Origin of the sequence: Devosia insulae DS-56 (genome assembly GCF_000970465.2) — a bacterium.
GTDB lineage: Bacteria > Pseudomonadota > Alphaproteobacteria > Rhizobiales > Devosiaceae > Devosia_A > Devosia_A insulae.
The window spans coordinates 20,928-37,205 of the sequence record NZ_LAJE02000158.1; the positions used below are offsets into that span (position 1 = coordinate 20,928).

19 protein-coding genes and 1 other RNA gene are annotated in these 16,278 nt (G+C 65.3%); 13 read left to right on the forward strand and 7 right to left on the reverse strand.

Annotated elements, in window-relative coordinates:
* Window position 1: 1 nt before the first annotated feature.
* The 3 genes from VW23_RS09625 to ssrS all read right to left on the reverse strand — a co-directional run bounded on the left by VW23_RS09625 (window position 2) and on the right by ssrS (window position 1,644).
* Window positions 2-817 carry a TIGR00282 family metallophosphoesterase gene (locus tag VW23_RS09625; protein WP_069909359.1) on the reverse strand — a complete coding sequence of 272 codons (816 nt, stop codon included), beginning with the start codon at window positions 815-817 and terminating at the stop codon, window positions 2-4.
* The gene (locus VW23_RS09630) at window positions 814-1,410 is read right to left on the reverse strand and encodes a 5-formyltetrahydrofolate cyclo-ligase (RefSeq protein WP_069909360.1); all 597 of its coding nucleotides are present in this window, start codon (window positions 1,408-1,410) and stop codon (window positions 814-816) included. Before VW23_RS09630 ends, VW23_RS09625 begins: the two co-directional genes overlap by 4 nt.
* 77 nt (window positions 1,411-1,487) lie before the next feature.
* A non-coding RNA gene (ssrS, locus tag VW23_RS09635) (6S RNA) lies at window positions 1,488-1,644 on the reverse strand.
* Between the two features lie 96 nt (window positions 1,645-1,740).
* On the opposite strand from ssrS, the gene VW23_RS09640 reads away from it, so the two are divergent.
* Window positions 1,741-3,447, forward strand: coding sequence for a cation:proton antiporter (locus tag VW23_RS09640; RefSeq protein ID WP_069909361.1), 1,707 nt, complete (start codon window positions 1,741-1,743; stop codon window positions 3,445-3,447).
* On the opposite strand, the gene VW23_RS09645 is transcribed toward VW23_RS09640, so the two are convergent.
* Together VW23_RS09645 and VW23_RS09650 are read right to left on the reverse strand one after the other, a co-directional pair.
* Window positions 3,444-3,734 carry a type II toxin-antitoxin system RelE/ParE family toxin gene (locus tag VW23_RS09645; RefSeq protein WP_069909362.1) on the reverse strand — a complete coding sequence of 97 codons (291 nt, stop codon included), beginning with the start codon at window positions 3,732-3,734 and terminating at the stop codon, window positions 3,444-3,446. The two genes, VW23_RS09640 and VW23_RS09645, sit on opposite strands and share 4 nt — an antisense overlap.
* Complete coding sequence (locus tag VW23_RS09650) at window positions 3,721-3,987, reverse strand: type II toxin-antitoxin system ParD family antitoxin (RefSeq protein ID WP_069909363.1); 267 nt, start codon at window positions 3,985-3,987, stop codon at window positions 3,721-3,723. The genes VW23_RS09645 and VW23_RS09650 overlap by 14 nt, the downstream gene beginning before the upstream one ends.
* A gap of 96 nt (window positions 3,988-4,083) precedes the next feature.
* Here VW23_RS09650 and VW23_RS09655 point away from each other — a divergent pair, with 96 nt between their 5' ends.
* Window positions 4,084-5,013, forward strand: a complete 930-nt coding sequence (locus VW23_RS09655; RefSeq protein WP_069909364.1) for a lytic transglycosylase domain-containing protein — start codon at window positions 4,084-4,086, stop codon at window positions 5,011-5,013.
* Here the strand turns inward: VW23_RS09655 and VW23_RS09660 are convergent.
* The gene (locus tag VW23_RS09660) at window positions 5,010-5,387 is read right to left on the reverse strand and encodes a cell division protein ZapA (RefSeq protein ID WP_069909365.1); all 378 of its coding nucleotides are present in this window, start codon (window positions 5,385-5,387) and stop codon (window positions 5,010-5,012) included. The genes VW23_RS09655 and VW23_RS09660 overlap by 4 nt on opposite strands.
* 5 nt (window positions 5,388-5,392) lie before the next feature.
* Complete coding sequence (locus tag VW23_RS09665; RefSeq protein ID WP_069909366.1) at window positions 5,393-5,695, reverse strand: DUF4164 family protein; 303 nt, start codon at window positions 5,693-5,695, stop codon at window positions 5,393-5,395.
* Between the two features lie 194 nt (window positions 5,696-5,889).
* Here VW23_RS09665 and tkt point away from each other — a divergent pair, with 194 nt between their 5' ends.
* The 11 genes from tkt (at window position 5,890) to VW23_RS09720 (ending at window position 16,168) form a co-directional block, all read left to right on the forward strand.
* Entirely contained in the window at window positions 5,890-7,869 is a 1,980-nt protein-coding gene (gene tkt, locus VW23_RS09670) for a transketolase (RefSeq protein WP_069909367.1), read from the forward strand.
* Window positions 7,870-7,917: 48 nt separating this feature from the next.
* Entirely contained in the window at window positions 7,918-8,925 is a 1,008-nt protein-coding gene (gene gap / locus VW23_RS09675) for a type I glyceraldehyde-3-phosphate dehydrogenase (RefSeq protein ID WP_069909368.1), read from the forward strand.
* Window positions 8,926-8,942: 17 nt separating this feature from the next.
* Window positions 8,943-9,488 (forward strand): putative glycolipid-binding domain-containing protein, encoded by a 546-nt coding sequence (locus VW23_RS09680; RefSeq protein WP_069909369.1) that lies wholly within the window; start codon window positions 8,943-8,945, stop codon window positions 9,486-9,488.
* A 196-nt stretch (window positions 9,489-9,684) separates the two neighbouring features.
* Entirely contained in the window at window positions 9,685-10,572 is an 888-nt protein-coding gene (locus VW23_RS09685) for a hypothetical protein (protein WP_069909370.1), read from the forward strand.
* A gap of 157 nt (window positions 10,573-10,729) precedes the next feature.
* Window positions 10,730-11,017, forward strand: coding sequence for a hypothetical protein (locus tag VW23_RS09690; protein WP_069909371.1), 288 nt, complete (start codon window positions 10,730-10,732; stop codon window positions 11,015-11,017).
* Between the two features lie 96 nt (window positions 11,018-11,113).
* Window positions 11,114-12,313: a phosphoglycerate kinase gene (locus tag VW23_RS09695; RefSeq protein ID WP_069909372.1), complete on the forward strand. Its 1,200-nt coding sequence runs from the start codon at window positions 11,114-11,116 to the stop codon at window positions 12,311-12,313.
* Between the two features lie 61 nt (window positions 12,314-12,374).
* The gene (locus VW23_RS09700; RefSeq protein WP_069909373.1) at window positions 12,375-12,644 is read left to right on the forward strand and encodes an antitoxin; all 270 of its coding nucleotides are present in this window, start codon (window positions 12,375-12,377) and stop codon (window positions 12,642-12,644) included.
* Window positions 12,641-13,033: a type II toxin-antitoxin system VapC family toxin gene (locus VW23_RS09705; protein ID WP_069909374.1), complete on the forward strand. Its 393-nt coding sequence runs from the start codon at window positions 12,641-12,643 to the stop codon at window positions 13,031-13,033. The genes VW23_RS09700 and VW23_RS09705 overlap by 4 nt, the downstream gene beginning before the upstream one ends.
* Before the next feature lie 97 nt (window positions 13,034-13,130).
* Window positions 13,131-14,156, forward strand: coding sequence for a class I fructose-bisphosphate aldolase (locus VW23_RS09710; protein ID WP_069909375.1), 1,026 nt, complete (start codon window positions 13,131-13,133; stop codon window positions 14,154-14,156).
* A gap of 345 nt (window positions 14,157-14,501) precedes the next feature.
* Entirely contained in the window at window positions 14,502-15,056 is a 555-nt protein-coding gene (locus tag VW23_RS09715) for a thiamine phosphate synthase (RefSeq protein ID WP_069909376.1), read from the forward strand.
* Window positions 15,053-16,168, forward strand: coding sequence for a tetratricopeptide repeat protein (locus VW23_RS09720; protein WP_069909377.1), 1,116 nt, complete (start codon window positions 15,053-15,055; stop codon window positions 16,166-16,168). Before VW23_RS09715 ends, VW23_RS09720 begins: the two co-directional genes overlap by 4 nt.
* Window positions 16,169-16,278: the final 110 nt, after the last annotated feature.

Sequence of the window (16,278 nt, forward strand, 5' to 3'; positions counted from 1 at the left end):
TTCAGAACGCCGGCTCGGCCTGGGCCAGCGATCCACCGACCCGCACGGGAAACAGCTTTGCAACGAGACCGGTCCGTGGATCGGTCTCGATCGCTATTCCACTCAGCGTCGCCTCGCCCTCTGCCGGGGTGAAGCGTCCGGTCGCGATGCCGGTGAGGAAGCGGTTGAGCGGCTCATCGACTTCGACCCCGATCACCGAGTCGTAGTCTCCGCACATGCCGGCATCGGCCATCAGCGCCGTACCGCCTTTGAGCACGCGGTGGTCGGCAGTGGGAATGTGGGTGTGAGTCCCGACGACGAGGCTGACCTTGCCGTCGAGAAAGTGCCCCATCGCCTGGATTTCGGAGGTCGCCTCGGTGTGGAAATCAAGAATGATGGCGTCGGCCTGCTCGCCCAGCGGACAGGCCGCCACCGCCGCTTCCACCGCCCGGAACGGGTCGTCGACCGGATCCATGAACACCCGGCCCTGGGCATTGATCACCAGCACGCGGTGCCCGGCGCGGCTCTCGTAGAGGTTGGCGCCGCGCCCCGGCGTGCCGGGCGCCAGGTTGATGGGCCTGAGCAGGGTCGGCTCGCGGGCGATGTAGGTGAGCGTGTCGCGCTGATCGAAGGCGTGGTCGCCCAGCGTCACCACGTCGGCACCGGCCGCCTTGATCTCAGCGAAATGCCCCTCGGTGAGGCCCCGCCCATGGCTGGCATTCTCGCCGTTGATCACCACGAAATCGAACTTGTGCTTGTCGACCAGCCCGGCCAGGCGGTCGGAAACGGCATCGCGGCCGGCCTTGCCGACCACGTCGCCCAGGAACAGAACTCTCACGTAACCGGCGCCTTTTTCTCGAAATTGCGCACGCCATGCTCGGTGACGATGGCATCGAGCGGCACATCGTGCGCCTCGCGCGGGATCAGGTCCATCTCCTGCAGGGCGAAGGCGAAGCCGATCAGCCGGGGGCGTTTCTTGAGCGTCGCCAGCGTGCGGTCGTAGTAGCCGCCGCCATAGCCGAGCCGGGTGCCGTGCTTGTCGAAGCCGAGCAGCGGCATGATGATAACATCGGGTTCGGCGCGTGGCGCTTCCTCGGGCGGTGCGAGCGTGCCGAAGCCGGCCTCGTAGAGCGGCGCGCCGTCTTCCCAGATGCGCAATTCGAGCGGCTGCTCATCGCCCAGCACCACCGGCAGGCAGACCGGCTGGCCGGCATCCATCAGCCGCGCCACTACCGATTTCACATCCATCTCGTCGCGGATCGGCCAATAGCCCGCGACCACTTCGCCCTTGTCGAGCGCGACGCCCTCGAAGAAATGCGCCGCGGCCGCCTTGGCGGCGTCGTTGCGCAGCGACGGGTGGAAAGCCGCCCGCTTCTTGTGCGCCGCAGCGCGGAGCGCCGCTTTCGCCTCTTCGATCTTTGCGTCGCTCATCGGGCTTTCTGGAGCGGGATCCGGAAAAGTTTCAGGCTTTTGCGGTTCGATCCCGCAACTCGGACCAACCGAGGAATTCAGGTGCCGCCCTGGCCGTGGGATACAGATCCTGGGAACCTACTTACGTAGGTGGGCGCCGTATGTCCGAACCCACGGGTCCGGTCAGGTACAGCTCCCTTTAGGATCAGTACGGCCCCAGGGAAATAAGATCCAACACGCACCGGGCAGCGTCGCCAATATAGGGTCGCTCTACCGCCAACGCCAAGCGCTTCTTTCCTTTTCCACCTCCCCGCCTATATCAGTGCGCATATCGGGCATGAGGGGCGACGCATGGTTTCACAGATCCTCCTGGTGATGATCGCGGCCATTGCGGTCACCATCTTCGCGGAACGGCGCAACATCCAGGCGCCACTGCTGCTCGCGCTGGTGGGCCTCGCCGCCTCGTTCATTCCCGGCCTGCCGCGGCTGGAGCTCGAGCCCGAGATCATCCTCACCGTGGTGCTGCCGCCTTTGCTCTTTTCGGCCGCTACCGAGTTCTCGTTCATCAGCTTCATCCGGCGGCTGCCCTCGATCATCAACCTGGGCGTCATCCTCGTGCTGGTGACCACCTTCGTCGTCGGTGCGGTTTCCGCTTCGATCATTCCCGGCATGACGCTGGCGGTGGCGACGGTGCTGGCGGCGGTCGTCTCGCCACCCGACGCGGTGACCGCCGTGGCGGTCGGCCGCAAACTCGGACTCCCCAGCCGGATGATGACCGTGCTGAAAGGCGAGAGCCTGATCAACGACGCAGCGGCGCTGACCCTCTTCGCCTTCGCCACGGCGACGGTAACCGGCCGGCACCTGTTCATCGACAATGGCTTTCTCTATTTCATTTACGCCGTGGTCGTCGGCATCGTCATCGGCATGGTGATCGGCGCCATCATCCACCGCACCCGGCTGCGCATGACCAACGCCTCGCTGGTCACCGTGCTCTCCGTGCTGGTGCCGTTCGCGGCCTACCTGGTGGCCGAGGAGGTCGGCGCCTCAGGCGTCCTCGCCGTGGTCGCGGCGGGCTTTTCGCTCGGGCACAATTCCACCGAAACCGGCTATGCCGCGCGTATCCAGGAGCGGCAGTTCTGGCGCACTGCCGATGCCCTGCTCGAGGCATTCGTCTTCGCCTATATCGGCCTGCAGATGAAGTTCGTCATCGAGGAAGCGACGGCCACCGGCTTCAGCCTGATCGAGCTGCTCGGCCTGTCGCTGCTCGTTCTCGTGGCGGTGATCCTCGTCCGCATCGCCTGGGTATTCGGCACCGGCTTCGTCTCGCGCTGGCAGACCCGCCGGGTGCGTGAGTCCATCGCCCGCATGCAGGCCGGCGAGGAACCACCGCCACGGCTGGGGCGGCTCGGCCGGCGCGATGGTCGCTTCGAGCGCCGCCGCGAAGTGCTGCGGCAGGGCGGCTACGATGTTCCCGAACCGTTCACTTGGCAGGAGAACCTGGTGATCTCGTGGACCGGCATGCGCGGCGTGGTCACCCTCGCCGCCGCTGCCGGTATTCCGCTGACGACGCTCGCCGGTGACGCCTTTCCCGGCCGCGAGGTCATCCAGTTCGTCGCCTTCGCGGTGACCATCGGCACACTGCTGGTGCAGGGCCTCACTCTCCCCTGGCTGATCAGCGTGCTCGGCATTTCCGACCCGGCTGAAGACAAGTATCGCGCCAGCCAGCACGCTGTCGCCCGCGACATCGCCGACGCCGCCGGCCGCGCCGCCATCACCGCTTTCCGCGATGGCCAGACCGACGCGAGGGCCCGCGCCGCCGCCGAACAGATGTTGAAGCGCGCCAGCGTCGAGGACGCGGCGGAGCGTCAGTCACATAGCGAGCACGACTCCATGGTGCTGGAACTCGGCCGCGCCGTGCTGGAAGCCCGCCGCACCGCCCTGGTCGCCGCCCGCGACGAGCGCAAGCTCGACGACGAAGTGCTGCGCGAAATCATGGAAGAGATCGACCTGCAGCAGGCCGTGCTGGCGAATTGGGAACCCGGGCGGTTCAGCGGCTAGAACAGCTCGGTCCAGTCGGCCGAATGATGCAGCACACGCTGCACGACGACGGTTCCATCGATCAGATCGTAGAACAGGTGGTGGGCCTCGTGGTGCCACAGCCGGATCGGCGGCCGAACTTCATCGCGCTCTCTTCCCATGAAGGGATGCTCGGCAATGAGAAGTACCGCGCCGCGCAAACTGTTGGTGTAGCTATCCGCCTGCTTCGGGCCGTAGGTCAGGACGCCGTAGAGGTAGATCTCGTCAATGTCCTGTTGCGCTGCAGGAGATATCCTAGGCGGCGGCATCGCGCGCCTTGAGAGCAGCTATCGCCTTCTTCCGGGCCTCAGCAAAAATCTCATCCACTGACTTGTCGCTGATCCCGCTGGCGCGGCCCTTGTCGATCTCGGCCTGCAGCCGCGCAATGGCAGCCGACTTCTCCTGCCGCTCCCGGATGACGTCGCGCATCAGATCGCTGGCATTCGCATACCGGCCGGTCGCGACCTGCTCCTCAACCCATTGCTTCATCTTGTCGGGCAGTGAGATGTTCATGGTGGCCATGGCAAAGCTCCTTTGACGTCAATCTAGCAAAGATTGGCAAACTTTGCCAATTCTCCGACGCTTGCCGGAACCCGGCAGCACAGCCTAGTTTCCCCTATGCGTGGCAGACTCCTGATCAGCCTCGGCCTGGCACTGGCGATCGCGGCCTTGAGCGGCGCGGTGCACGCTGTCGAAAGCGACGCGGAATCGGCCAAGCCCCGCTCCTGTTATGCCGCCGATCCCTCCGCACCGTCCTGGACGGCGGTGTGCATCCGGCAGGACACGTTCTTCCGCGATACCTGCGGCGCAATCCAGCTGTTCGCCTGGCGCGAGCAACTGCCGGCTGGGTATTTCGCCCGGCTGATCTGGCAGGAGAGCCGCTTCGATCCATTCGCTCTCAGCACCGCCGGAGCGCAGGGGATCGCCCAGTTCATTCCCTCGACAGCCCGCCTCCGCGGGCTCCGCAACGCGTTCGACCCAAGCGAGGCACTGGCCAAATCGGCGACGTATCTGCGCTTTCTCACTGACAAGTTCGGCAACCTGGGGCTGGCGGCCGCCGCCTATAACAGCGGCGAGGGACGGACCTCGGGTTACCTCAAGGGTGTCAACTATCTGCCGGCCGAGACCCGCTTCTACGTCGAGATCGTCACCGGCCGCGATCCGGATGCCTGGCTGGCCGAGGTCCCGCCCGATGTCGATTACGCCATCGGCAAGGACGAGCCCTTCATCGATGCCTGCGTGAAGATGGCGGAGGCCGAGCAGGTGCCCAGCCTCGACCGGCAGCCAAGCGAGTGGAAGCCGTGGGGCGTCCTGCTGGCGCAGAACTTCTCGCAGGGTGTCGTCATCCGGCGCTTCGAGCGGGTGCAGGCGAACTACCCCAAGGTCCTGGGCAGCGAGAAGCTGATGCTGCTGATGGCCCGCAACCCCAATTTCGGACCGCGGCTCAGGCACTACGCCATGATCGGCCGCGACAACCGTGCCGAGGCCGATGCGCTCTGCGCCAAGCTACTGGCGGCCGGCGGCTCCTGCATCGTGAGAAAAAACTAAGCCCCGGCTGCCGCGCCGGTCTCGTCGATGGCGCTCGATATGGCCTCGATCTTGCGTGCCGCTTCGTTGAGCCGCTTGGCGAACTTGCGTTCCAGTTCCTCGGCCTCATGCGTCAACGCCTCGCCGACCTGGGTGAGGTTGGCGACATCCTGCTTCAGTTCGGTGATGCGGCGTTCGGCCTCGGCCAGCTCGTCGAGCACCGCGATCCCGGCCATCACCGTCAGCCGGTTGTCGCCGATCTCGCCGAACGTGCCCTTGAACTGGTCGATATGCTGGTTGAAGCGGTCGGCGAGCCCAAGCAGATGTTGCTCCTGGCCTTCTTCGCAGGCCATGCGGTACTTGCGGCCGTTGATGTCGACATTGACCTCGGGCATCTCAGCTATCCCTGTTTCGCCGAACCGTCTTGCGCCAGCACCTCGCGCACCGACTCCATGGCGACGACGAGCCGCCGCGCCACTTCCGCCGAGCTGTCGTCGAGGCGCTTGGCCTTGGCGCTGACCTTGTCGAGCTCCTGCGCCAGGCGCTGCCGCTCGCTCACCAGCTTCTGTGTATCGGATTCGATCCGGCTATGCGCCCGCACCCGGCCATTGAGGCTGCGTACGCTCGCCTCGAGCCGCGCGAACGCCTTGTCGAGCCGGCTGGCGGCGGCTTCGTATCCATCCTCGGCGTGCTGCTCGGCCATCCCGACCCCCGTCGTGGAAAAAGGGCGATTCCACTTGGTACTATAGCGCAAAGCTTGCGCGGCATGGCAACGCCCCCCTGCGGGAGGCGACATTGACAGGTCAAAGGAACCTGCTAAGCGTCAACCCGCCTCGGCAGGAGGGTTCGAGGCGCCCGGATTTCCGGGCTTCTGTCCCTTAGCCGAGAGCACCCCTGATGACCAACTCCGCCCAAGCCAATGAGATGGCCAATGCCATCCGTTCCCTCGCCATGGATGCGGTGGAGAAAGCCAATTCCGGTCACCCCGGCCTGCCGATGGGCGTGGCCGACATCGCCACGGTGCTGTTCACCAAGGTGATGAAGTTCGATCCGAAGCACCCCTGGTGGGCCGATCGCGATCGCTTCATTCTCTCCGCCGGCCACGGCTCCATGCTGCTCTACGCTTCGCTGTACCTGCTCGGCTACGAGGACATGACGATCGACCAGCTGAAGCAGTTCCGCCAGCTCGGTTCGAAAACCGCCGGCCACCCGGAGTACCATTTCGCCCCGGGCATCGAGACCACCACCGGCCCGCTCGGCCAGGGCATTGCCAACTCGGTCGGCTTCGCCGTTGCCGAAGCCAAGCTCGCCGCCGAGTTCGGCTCCGACCTCGTCGACCACTATACCTGGGTGATCGCCGGTGACGGCTGCCTGATGGAAGGCGTGAGCCAGGAGGCGATCTCGCTCGCCGGACACCTGAAGCTCAACAAGCTCGTGGTCATCTGGGACAACAACAACATCACCATCGACGGCCGGGTTTCCAACGCCGACTCGACCGACCAGATCGCCCGCTTCAAGGCGTGCGGCTGGAACACTATCGAGATCGACGGTCTCGACCAGGCCCAGGTCGAGAAGGCGCTGCTCGACGCCAAGAAGTCCAAAGACAAGCCGACCCTGATCGCCGCCAAGACCATCATCGGCTTCGGCGCCCCGACCAAGGCGGATTCGCACGGCGTGCACGGCTCGCCGCTCGGCGCGGCTGAACTCGCCGGCGCCAAGCAGCAGCTCGGCATCGACTACCCGGCGTTCGAGATCCCGAGCCACACGCTCAACGCCTGGCGCGCTGCCGGCACCCGCTCCGAGAACGCCCGTGGCGATTGGGAAGGCCGCCTCGCCTCGGCCAAGCCCGAACTGCGCGCCGAGTTCGAGCGCCGCATCGCCGGTAAGCTGCCTGCCAACTGGAACGAGACCATCGAGGCCTTCAAGGCCAAGCTGGTCGCCGACAAGCCGAAGGTTGCCACCCGCAAATCGAGCCAGCTGGCGCTCGAGGTGATCAACAAGGTGCTGCCCGAGACCATCGGCGGTTCGGCTGATCTGACCGGCTCGAACCTCACCAACACGCCCGAGACGCTACCCTTCACCGCCACCGACCGTGCCGGCCGCTACATGCGCTACGGTATCCGCGAGCACGAGATGGCGGCGGCGATGAACGGCATCGCGCTGCATAAGGGCCTCATCCCCTATGGCGGCACTTTCCTGGTGTTCACCGACTATGCGCGCCCGGCCATCCGCCTCTCGGCGATCATGAGCCAGAAGGTCATCTACGTGATGACCCATGACTCGATCGGGCTGGGCGAAGATGGCCCGACCCATCAGCCGGTCGAGCATCTCTCGACGCTGCGCGCCATCCCGAACCTGCTGGTCTTCCGCCCGGCCGATGCGGTCGAAACGCTCGAATGCTGGCAGCTGGCCATCGAAGCCGAGCAGCCCTCGATCCTGGCGCTCAGCCGCCAGAACCTGCCGGCGCTGCGCACCGAAACCGTCACCGGCAATCCGTCGGCCAAGGGCGCCTATGTCATCGCCGGCGACCAGAACGCCGACGCGGTGATCTTCGCCACGGGCTCGGAAGTGACCATCGCCGTGCAGAGCCTCGAGCTGCTGAAGGCACAGGGCATCTCCGCCAAGGTCGTCTCGGTCCCGAGCCAGGAGTTGTTCTACGCCCAGTCGCAGGAATACCGCGACAGCGTCATCGGCAAGCCCAAGGCCAAGGTGGCGATCGAAGCCGGCATCGAGATGAGCTGGCTGAAGCTGCTCGGCGACAAGGGCCGGTTCATCGGCATGCACTCGTTCGGCGCCAGCGCCCCGGCCGAGGCGCTGTATGAGCACTTTGGCATTACGTCGAAAGCCATAGTTGAAGCTGTCATGGCGCAGTTGTAAGAACCGCGCTCTTCTTCTCTCTCCCTAGAAGTCCCTGAAGGAGCCATCATGGCTGTACGCGTCGCAATCAATGGCTTTGGCCGCATCGGTCGCAATATCCTGCGCTCCATCGTCGAAAGCGGTCGCAACGACATCGAGGTCGTCGCCGTCAACGATCTCGGTCCGGTCGAAACCAATGCCCACCTGCTGCGCTATGACAGCGTGCACGGCAAGTTTCCGTTCGAGGTGAAGGTCGATGGTGATGTGATCACCGCCGGCAACCAGAAGTTCAAGGTCACCGCGGTCAAGGATCCGGCGCAGCTGCCGCACAAGGAGCTGGGTGTCGAGATCGTGCTCGAGTGCACCGGCATCTTCACCAGCCGCGACAAGGCCGCCGCACACCTCGCCGCCGGCGCCAAGAAGGTGATCGTTTCGGCCCCGGCCGAGAACGCCGACCTGACCGTCGTTTACGGCATCAACCACGCCCTGCTCGGCAAAGAGCACGTGGTGATCTCGAACGGCTCGTGCACCACCAACTGCCTCGCCCCGATGGCCAAGATCATGAATGACCTGGTCGGCATCGAGAAGGGCATGATGACCACGGTGCACAGCTACACCGGCGACCAGCCGACGCTCGACACCATGCACAAGGATCTCTACCGCGGCCGCGCCGCGGCGCTGAGCCAGATCCCGACCTCGACCGGCGCCGCCAAGGCGATCGGCCTGGTGCTGCCCGAGCTGAAGGGTAAGCTGGACGGCATCTCGGTCCGCGTGCCGACCCCGAATGTCTCGCTGGTCGATCTGAAGTTCCTCGCCAAGCGCAACACCACGCCGCAGGAAGTCAACGACGCGCTGATCGCCGCCGCCAATGGCCCGCTCAAGGGCATCATGACCTTCACCACCCATCCGCTGGTGTCGAGCGACCTCAACCACGATCCGCATTCGTGCACGATCCTGCTCGACCAGACCAAGGTGATTGGCGACAACTTCGTCAACATCATGGGTTGGTACGACAACGAGTGGGGCTTCTCGAACCGCATGGCCGATATCACGGCCGTCTTCGCCAAAACTCTATGACAAGCAAGACCCTCTAAGTGCCTCTCGAGCTCGACCTTCGCTGGCAGCCAGTCGGTGAGGTCGGGCTCGAACACTGCCGTATCTGGGAGACCCCCGACGGCATCAACGTGCGCAGCGTGCTGATCGGCGAGTTCGAGGGCTTTGCCTACGGCGCCCAGTACGACATCCAGCTCGCTCTCGACTGGACCTTCCGTTCCCTCACCCTCCGCCTGCAGGATGGACGCGTGCTGCGGCTCAACTCGAACGGGCTCGGCGACTGGAAGCGCAATGGCCAGCGCGCCCCCGAGCTCGAGGGCTGCGTCGATATCGACATCTCCGGCACGCCCTTCACCAACACCCTGCCGATCCGTCGCGCGAAGTTTGCCGATGGCGTGCCGCAGCCATTCGCCATGGCCTGGATACCGCTCGACAGTCTCGAGCCGTTCCGCGACGGCCAGATCTACACCCGGCTCGATCGCGCCCACTACCGTTACCAGGCCGCCGACGGCAGCTTCGAGCAGGTGCTGACGGTGGATGGAGACGGGTTCGTGGTGGACTACCCGACGCTGTTCAGCCGGGTGTGACCGGCAATAACTGCCGGTCCAGAACGTTTGTGTTATCAATGGGTTATTTACACTGCCGGCGATTTTGCGGGTTGAGCCAGGCGATTGCCTGCCGCATACTCTCGATACATCCGATTCATTGCCAAGGTCGATCCTCAGGATCGGTCCGGATGCCAGCCTCAGCAGTCAGCAGCTGCGTCACGTCGGGAGAACCACCATGAAAAACCAGGCCATTGCGCTTGGCGCCGCAGCTTTGCTTGCGGCCCCGTTTGCCACCCCAGCCTTGGCCGACCCCACCGGCTTCATCTCTATCGGCGCGGGACCGGCCGGCACCGAGATCGAGTTCCCGGGCGGCAGCGACAGCATCGATGGTTACGCCATCGAAGCACTGCTCAGCGGGGCCATCATGCTCACCCCGGTGCTTGGCATCCAGGGCGACATCCAGTTCGCCTCGCGCACGCTCGATGAAGCGGGCAACGACGTAACGACGAACAGCTTCGATGGAGCACTGCACGGCTTCTATCGCGAAGCCGACAAGTTCCTCGTCGGTGGCTTCGTGCAGATCGGTCGCGACGACGTGAGCTACGACTCTCTCAGCGCAGGCACCATCGATCGCGCCTATGTCGGCGGTGAAGCCCAGGTGTACTTCGACAACCTCACGCTGTACGGCCAGGCCGGCATGCAGCAATTCGACTCAGGCAGCGGTCCCATGTCGATCGGCCTCAGCGGCTGGTTCGCCAATGCCGAGGCACGCTACTTCCTGACGCCCAATCTGCGGATCGAAGCGCGTGCCGGCTTTAGCACACTGGAACTCGAACTCTTGTCGGCGGCGTTCGACACCGTGAGCATCGGTGCGGGTATTGAATACAAGCTCGAGTCGCTCCCGGTTTCACTGTTCGCGACATACGACTACTCGACCTCCTCGTTCGACGTACCGATGGGCGGCGGCGAACCCACAATAGGCGATCACCGCCTCCTGGTCGGTGCCCGCTTTGCGCTCGGCGAGGACTCCCTGATCGATCGTGATCGCAGTGGTGCTTCGCTCCGTCCGGTGCAGGGTGTGAGCAGCCTCTTCGGAGGCTTCGGCGGCATCGGCGGCCCCTGATTCAGCGGTCGGCCTATGGACCTCAGGGGCGCCCCACGGGCGCCCCTTTGCTTTGGGCCGCACGGCTGTCATCCACGGTTAACCTCTTCGTCGCCAAAGCGTTATGTCGGCGCGCTATTATCCATGACCAGTTGATCCCTGATCCGGAGATCGGCCGGTGCGTGATATCGAACGGCTTCTCGTTGTCGCCAATGTCGTGGGTAGCCTTGCCCTGGGGGTGCGGCACGACGCGACCTGGTTCCTGATCCCGTTGGCCGCCTTCGGGCTTTACGTGGTGCTGGCCGACCGGGCGCTGCGCCGCCGCATCGGGCCGCGGCACTGGCCGAGCGAGGGCTTCGCTCGCTTCACCTTCAACACCAACCTCTACTTCGCGGTGCGCCATATCGGGCTGGGCGCGCTGCTGTTCGCCCTGTCGGGCACGCTGGCAGGTCTCGTCGGCCTCTGAGCCCGGCTGTTGCTCTTGCCGCAACAGCCCCGCTGTTGCCCTTGCTGCAATCCTTGCTATAGCAGCGGCACCTCTCCCTAGCAGCGGATGCGTTCCATGCCGGCTTTCAAGACCCTCGACGATTTCGACCTTTCGGGTAAGCGCGTGCTGGTGCGTGCCGACCTCAACGTGCCGGTCGCCGACGGCAAGGTGACGGACGCCACCCGCATCGAGCGCCTGGTGCCGACCATTCGCGAAATCATCAAGGTCGACGGCAAGGCCATCATCCTCAGCCATTTCGGCCGCCCCAAGGGCAAGGTCGACCCGGAATTCTCGCTTGAGCTGGTGGTGCCGGCCGTCGCCGACGAGACCGGCCACCCGGTCGGCTTCATCGCCACCGACTGGACCGATGTGTCGAAGGCGAAACAGGCGATCGACGAGGCCCCTCCGGGCTCGATCCTCGTGCTCGAGAACACCCGCTTCCATCCGGGCGAGGAGGACAACGATCCGGCGCTCGCCGCCCGCATGGCCGAGCTCGGCGACATCTTCGTCAATGACGCCTTCTCCGCCGCACACCGCGCCCATGCCTCGACCGAGGCGATCGCGCACCTCCTGCCCTCGGCCGCCGGCCGCGCTATGGAAGCCGAACTGAAGGCGCTCGAAGCGGGCCTCGGGAACCCCGAACGTCCGGTGATCGCCATCGTCGGCGGCGCCAAGGTGTCGACCAAGCTCGACCTGCTCGGCAACCTGATCAAGAAGGTCGACGGGCTGGTGATCGGCGGCGCCATGGCCAACACCTTCCTCCATGCCGGGGGGCTGGGCGTCGGCAAGTCGCTGGCCGAGAAGGATCTGGCGGAAACCGCCAATGATATCCGCGACAAGGCGGAAGCCGCACATTGCGCGATCATCCTGCCCATCGACGCCACCGTCGCCTGGCACTTCGAGGCCAACGCCCCGCACCGCTTCTACGGCGTCGACGCGATGGATCCCGAAGGCATGATCCTCGATGTCGGCCCGGGCTCGATCGAGCGCATCAAGGGTGCCATCGATGAGGCCAAGACCGTCGTCTGGAACGGCCCGCTCGGCGCCTTCGAGCTGCAACCCTTCGACCACGGCACGGTCGAGATCGCCCAGTATGTTGCGGCCCGCACCAAGGCCGGCAAGGTGGTCTCGGTGGCAGGCGGCGGCGATACTGTCTCCGCCCTCGCCCATGCCGGGGTGAAGGACCAGTTCACCTATGTCTCCACCGCCGGCGGCGCTTTCCTCGAATGGATGGAAGGCAAGCCCCTGCCCGGCGTCGAGGCGCTGAAACGCTGATCTTGCTGCCGCCCCGGCCGTGATATATATCAGGTGATATATATCACCGATGGAGGTGCCGATGAGTACTGCGAAAGCAAAGGTCTTCTGGACTGGCCGCTCTCAGGCGGTGCGGCTCCCCAAGGAGTTCCGCTTCGACAGCGACGAGGTCAGCATTCGCCGCGAGGGCAATTCAGTCATCCTCGAACTTCCAAAGGCTGAAGATGACACAAACGACGAGTGGGCCTGGCTGGATAAGCTGCAGCCGTTCGACCCTGATGTGGTCGCGGCAATTGAGGAGGACGAAGGGCCGTTTGAAGAACGGCCTGAACGTGACGACTTCTTCAAGTGAGCCATTTGCTGGATAGCAACGCGGTCATCGCACTCTCTGCCAACCACCAATTGGTCGTTCAGAGAGTGCGGCGCATGGGCGTTGGAAGTATCCTGTTGTCGACGCTCGTGATGCACGAATTGTTCTTTGGCGCCTACAAGGGCACACGAACCAACGAGACGCTGCGCAACATCGATCGCCTGCCGTTTGAGACCCTGCCATTCGAAACGCACGATGCGCAGCGAGCAGCCGAAGTGCGCGCATATCTGCAGCGGCTGGGAACGCCGATCGGTCCGATCGACACCCTCATCGCCGGCCAGGCGCTCGCCCGCGACCTCACCCTCGTGACCCGCAACACCCGTGAGTTCCTTCGCGTTCCCGATCTGCGCGTCGAGAACTGGGAAGCCTGAACGCTCAACCCTTCGTCTGATACCTGAACGTCCAATCGCACTGCGCGGGCGGGTCTGGCATTGTATCTCCATTGCACAAACGGAGACCCTCCCGCCCATGGCCTCGCTCAATGCAATCGCCAAAAAGCTCGTCGCCAGCGGCAAGGGCATCCTTGCCGCCGATGAATCCGAAGGCACCATCGCCAAGCGCTTCGCGCTGATCGGCCTGCCGGTGACGCTGGAAACCCGCCGCGATTATCGCGAGATGCTGTTCCGCTCCACCGAGGCGATGACCGACTACATCTCCGGCGTCATCCTCACCGAGGAGACGCTGGAGCAGAAGGCCAAGGACGGGACGCCCTTCCGCGAGCTGTTCAATGCCACCGACGTGATCCCCGGCATCAAGGTCGATCGCGGCGCGCTGCCGATGCCCGGCAGCAAGGACGAAAAGATCACCGAGGGACTCGATGGGCTGCGCCAGCGGCTCGCTCACTATGCCAAGCTCGGCGCCGGCTTCGCCAAGTGGCGCGGCGTCATCGCCATCACCTCCTATGCTCCCTCCCGCAACGGCATCCGTGCCAACGCCCATGCGCTGGCCCGCTACGCCATGTATTGCCAGGAAGCCGGCATCGTGCCGGTGGTTGAGCCGGAAGTACTGGCCGATGGCGAGCCGGGCGATCACTCGATCCAGCGCTGCGAGGATGTGACCGGTGAGACGCTCGAGGCGGTGTTCAAGGAATTGCGGCTCGCCGGCGTCGACCTCTCGGGCATGCTGCTCAAGCCCAACATGGTGACCCCGGGCCTTCGCTCGCGCGACCGCGTCAGCACCGAGGAGGTGGCGCAGCGCACCGTCGAGACGCTCCGCCGCTTCGTGCCGGCCGCCGTGCCGGGCATCGCCTTCCTGTCGGGCGGCCAGTCCGACGAGGAGGCGACGGCGCACCTGTCGGCGATGAACCAGCTCGGCGGCCTGCCCTGGGCCCTCACCTTCTCCTATGGGCGGGCGCTGCAGACTTCGGCGCTGGTGACCTGGAACGGCGAGGACCAGAACGTTAAGGCCGCGCAGAAAGCCTTCACCCACCGCGCCAAAATGAACGCCCTGGCGGCGCTCGGCCAGTACAAGCCGGAACTCGATCTGGCAGCCTGACCTCCAAACGAACTTCCCGACGACTGGGGGCGCCTTGGCGCCCCTTTTCTTGCAAGCTGGGTGTTTCGCCTCAACACCTCACCAAACACGGACGTCATTCCCGCGCAGGCGGGAACCTAGTGGGATGCTCCTGTTCCCGCTGAGGCTGAAACATCCCACTGGTTCCCCGCCTGCGCGGGGATGACGCCGGTGGGTGGGGTCGCTTGGGTGTAGCGGCACCTCGCCCTTCGGTGACCACTAAGCGCGTTCCACGCGCCCCTTTTTCTTTTCGGCTTCGGTAACCCCTTGCCCAGCTGCGGCCAGAATCCGGCTCCACATCGGCGATGGGGCCGCTATAACACCGCCATGTCAGCCGAAATCTTCCTCATCGCACCCACCGATACTCACCCCGACCAGCTCGTAGCCGCGCTGACCACGACGCTGGAGCGCGACGATGTCGCCGCCCTGTTGCTGCCGCGCGGCAACCTGGGCGAGAACGCCTACAAGGACCTCGCCAAGCGCATCGTGCCGCTGGCGCAGGCGAAAGGCGCCGCCGTGCTGGTGGAGGGCGAGCCCGGACTGGTGCGGCTGCTTGGCGCCGATGGCCTGCACGTCCCTGGCGGCATCAAGGCGGTGCGGGAAGCCGTCGCCGCGCTGAAGCCGAAACTGATCGTCGGCGCCGGTGACATCCACTCGCGCGACGATGCCATGCTGAAAGGCGAGGCGGGGGTCGACTACATCCTATTTGGGCCGCTTTCCGGTTCCATATCCGCCCCTGAGCGCGAAATGGCGCAGTGGTGGGCTGAGACCATGGAGATCCCGAGCGTGCTGTCAGACCCTGAGGCCGGCCCCGCCAACTACGATGCCGGCGACTGCGAGTTCATCGGCCTGCCGCTGACCCTGCCGGAGCCGGCAAAATGATGCGCCGCCTTGGGCTTGCGCTGCTGCTTGCCGGCCTGGCGCTGCCGGCGCTGGCGCAGGCCGGCCGCACCGATTTCGAGGACCTGCGTCCCAAGGACATGCAGTTCCCGGACAATCTGGGGATGGAAGACCTGCCGATCGGGCCGGTGCCTGAGGAGTTCCTGAACCAGCCGGCTCCCGACGCCCTGACCATCAGCGATTCCATCTTCGGCGAGCGGGTCGATCCGGCCTATGGCGCCTACCAGCGCGGCTTCTTCCTCACCGCGCTCGACCTGGCGCTGCCGCGCGCCGAAAAGGGCGACGCGCACGCGCAGACGCTGATTGCCGAGATCTATGCCAAGGGCCTTGGCGTGCCCGAGGATTTCGCCGCCGCCGCCAGTTGGTACGGTATGGCCAGCGCGCATGGCGATGCGCTCGCCACCTTCGAGCTCGGCATGCTGTGCCAGGAAGGCCGCGGTGTTCCGAAGGATCGCAAACGCGCCTCCGAGCTGTTCAAGACCGCGGCCGACGCCGGCAACATGGCGGCCAAATACAATCTCGGGCTGCTGCATGTCGAAGGCGTCTATGCCGAGCCGAGCCTCACCAAGGCCGCGGCGCTGATCGGCGAAGCCGCCAATTCCGGTATCACCGAAGCCCGCTACGACTATGCCGGCATGCTGGCGGAAGGCGCCGGCATCGCCCCCGACGCCAAAGCCGCCGCCGAGCAGTTCCGGCTCGCTGCCGAAGACGGGCTGGCCGCGGCGCAGGTCGAATACGCCACCATTCTCTATCTCGGCAAAGGCGTGCCGGTGGACCGGGCGGCCGCCGCCAGCTGGTATGCGCGCGCCGCCGATGGCGGCAACCCGGTCGCGCAGAACCGCTATGCCAAGCTGCTGGCTGCCGGCGCCGGCGTGACCGCCAATCTGGAGGATGCTGCCATGTACCGCGCCCTGGCGCGGCGGCAGGGGCTGAAGGATCCGCAGCTCGATAAGATGCTTGCCGCGATCAAGCCCGAGCAGCTCACCCGGGCCGAGGAGCGCGCCCGCTTCTGGCCGTCACCGCCGCCGACCAAGGTCGCGGCAAACACTGCCCCGACGCCTGCCACGGAGTCATCGGCGCAGCCGGCGAACTGAGCCCACTCGGCGTCTTGTGCCGACGCAGCCACAGCAACCTTGCACTTGCAGGCGTTCTCGGGCACATAGCGGCCCTTCCCACGTTTCCAGTTTCTCGCGCGGAGTTTTCC

Excerpts from the sequence above, each read along its gene's own strand:
- VW23_RS09630 (WP_069909360.1), bottom strand. The coding sequence starts at position 1,410 with ATGAGCGACGCAAAGATCGAAGAGGCGAAAGCGGCGCTCCGCGCTGCG.
- VW23_RS09640 (WP_069909361.1), top strand. The coding sequence starts at position 1,741 with ATGGTTTCACAGATCCTCCTGGTGATGATCGCGGCCATTGCGGTCACC.
- VW23_RS09645 (WP_069909362.1), bottom strand. The coding sequence starts at position 3,734 with ATGCCGCCGCCTAGGATATCTCCTGCAGCGCAACAGGACATTGACGAG.
- VW23_RS09650 (WP_069909363.1), bottom strand. The coding sequence starts at position 3,987 with ATGGCCACCATGAACATCTCACTGCCCGACAAGATGAAGCAATGGGTT.
- VW23_RS09655 (WP_069909364.1), top strand. The coding sequence starts at position 4,084 with ATGCGTGGCAGACTCCTGATCAGCCTCGGCCTGGCACTGGCGATCGCG.
- VW23_RS09660 (WP_069909365.1), bottom strand. The coding sequence starts at position 5,387 with ATGCCCGAGGTCAATGTCGACATCAACGGCCGCAAGTACCGCATGGCC.
- VW23_RS09665 (WP_069909366.1), bottom strand. The coding sequence starts at position 5,695 with ATGGCCGAGCAGCACGCCGAGGATGGATACGAAGCCGCCGCCAGCCGG.
- tkt (WP_069909367.1), top strand. The coding sequence starts at position 5,890 with ATGACCAACTCCGCCCAAGCCAATGAGATGGCCAATGCCATCCGTTCC.
- gap (WP_069909368.1), top strand. The coding sequence starts at position 7,918 with ATGGCTGTACGCGTCGCAATCAATGGCTTTGGCCGCATCGGTCGCAAT.
- VW23_RS09685 (WP_069909370.1), top strand. The coding sequence starts at position 9,685 with ATGAAAAACCAGGCCATTGCGCTTGGCGCCGCAGCTTTGCTTGCGGCC.
- VW23_RS09695 (WP_069909372.1), top strand. The coding sequence starts at position 11,114 with ATGCCGGCTTTCAAGACCCTCGACGATTTCGACCTTTCGGGTAAGCGC.
- VW23_RS09700 (WP_069909373.1), top strand. The coding sequence starts at position 12,375 with ATGAGTACTGCGAAAGCAAAGGTCTTCTGGACTGGCCGCTCTCAGGCG.
- VW23_RS09710 (WP_069909375.1), top strand. The coding sequence starts at position 13,131 with ATGGCCTCGCTCAATGCAATCGCCAAAAAGCTCGTCGCCAGCGGCAAG.
- VW23_RS09715 (WP_069909376.1), top strand. The coding sequence starts at position 14,502 with ATGTCAGCCGAAATCTTCCTCATCGCACCCACCGATACTCACCCCGAC.
- VW23_RS09720 (WP_069909377.1), top strand. The coding sequence starts at position 15,053 with ATGATGCGCCGCCTTGGGCTTGCGCTGCTGCTTGCCGGCCTGGCGCTG.